This is a genomic window from Streptomyces sp. NPDC005195 (genome assembly GCF_040608315.1).
In the GTDB taxonomy this organism is placed as follows: domain Bacteria; phylum Actinomycetota; class Actinomycetes; order Streptomycetales; family Streptomycetaceae; genus Streptomyces; species Streptomyces kaempferi.
On record NZ_JBEXHZ010000290.1, the window covers coordinates 1 to 1,845 of the forward strand.

Annotated in this window: 1 pseudogene; it reads right to left on the minus strand. The window is 73.1% G+C overall.

Annotated elements, in window-relative coordinates:
• Window positions 1-95: 95 nt before the first annotated feature.
• Window positions 96-1,845, minus strand: a pseudogene (locus ABZV34_RS39040) (penicillin acylase family protein); the annotation flags it as partial.

The following is a 1,845-nucleotide window of genomic DNA, read 5'->3' on the forward strand; positions in this document are numbered from 1 at the left end:
GGTGCGCGACCCGTAGGGGGCGGCCCCCCCCCCACCGGTGTCCCCCGGCTTCCGGGGGCCCCCCCCCCGGCGGGGCGGGGACCACGGGGCCGCTGTCAGCGGTGCCCGCCCACCCGGATCACCCGCAGAGCGGGCGAGGACAGGATGTCCCTCTCGCAGAACCGGGAAGTGACCCACCGCTCGCCGGAGAACTGCCGCGTCTGGTCGCTGTAGTGCGGCGAGGTCGGGTCGGACGACTGGGAGTACGTCAGGAGCGTACGGGCGACCGGGCAGCGGCCCCCGTCCCAGCCGACCGCCTGGATGTACGAGGACCCGGTGGTGACCTCGGTGTAACCGCCGGCCGCGGGATCCCACACCGGCTCGACCTTGTCCCACACTCCCAGCGACTCCGTGCCGCCCGGCACCGGGATGCGCCGGCCGTCCCGCACGACGAACTGGTGCGCGCCGAGCGGGGAGTCGAGTGGGATGCCCGCCGTGCGCAGCTCGGTCACCGTGTCGGCGAGGGCGGTGGCGAACCCCGGAGCCCCGGTGTCGAGCGTGTTCGGGGTGTGCACGGGATCCGCCGCCGAGAACGGAACCTTCCAGAGCCGCGCGGCCGGCACCAGCGCGGTCAGCCTTCGCCAGAAGCGGTCGAAGAGCAGTGCGCCCCGGCTGCCGGTGTCCATGGTGTGGTCCCACGCGGCGAGCGCGTGACACGCCGCGCTCACGTCTACGGACCCGCCGTCTCCGCCCGTCGCCCTGCGGTCCGGCAGCGCGGCGCACGCCTTGGCCGCGTCCTCCACGGCGAGGTCACCCACGGGGGCACGGTTGGTGAACTGCTGCGCCAGCAGGTCCCGTTGGGACAGGCCCCCCTTCGCGGCCATCGCCGCGACGTCGTCGATCGCGCCCCGCGTACGGATCGAGCGCGCGGTCCCGACCGTCCCGAAGACCCGCTCGTACCCGGTTACCGGCCGGTCCGCGTTGGCCAGCCAGGCGCTGTCGTTGGAGTTCTCCGTGTAGGGCGCGTCCCGCAGGACCGGCATCCTCCCCGGCCCGAAGATCCCCGGCTGCACGGCGTCCTGGTCACGGCCCAACGCGCAGTCGCCGCGCGAGCCGTCGAGGATCGCGATCCCGGACGCCGGATAGGTGACCCTGCCGAGCGGCGTCGAGCAGCGCCGGGCCAGCTCGTCGGTGATCCGGGGGAGCACCTGCGACTGGGTGAACAGTGAGTGACCGCCCGAGTCGGCGGCGATCGTGTTCACCCAGGGCAGTCCCTGGCTGGTCCTGAGGACCCTGAGCATGTCGGCCGTGCTGCGTGCCTTGCCGAATCCGAGGGAGGTGTCCGAGTCCGCAGGTTGGAGGCGTTGGGGTCGTTGAGCGCGTACGCCGTCGTCGTGGTCCAGGGGAGCGGGAGCTGGGCGCCGAGCGAGGTGACGACGGGACCGTAGCGGGTCCACCACTGGGTTCGGGTGACGGGGGTGCCGTCCTTCACCCCGATGGTGACGGCCCGTCTCGTCATCCGCTCCGGACTTCCGTCCACCAGGTACGCCGTCGGATCGGCCGGATCCAGGGTCAGCTGGTGAAGGTTGAGGGTGACGCCCGTCGCGACCGTGTGACTCCACGCGACCCGCGCGTTGAACCCGATCGACATCGTCGCGGAGCCGAGCAGCGATCCGCCCGAGACGTCCAGCTCGCCGGGGATCGTCTGCTGCGACTGCCAGAAGCGGCGGCCGCCCTGCCAGGGGTAGTGCGGGTTGCCGAGCAGCAGACCGCGGCCGCTCGCCGTCGTGGCACCGCTGAAGGCGACCGCGTTGGATCCCATGCCGGCGCCGTCGAAGGCCTCCCGCGCGGCACGGGCGAACTTCT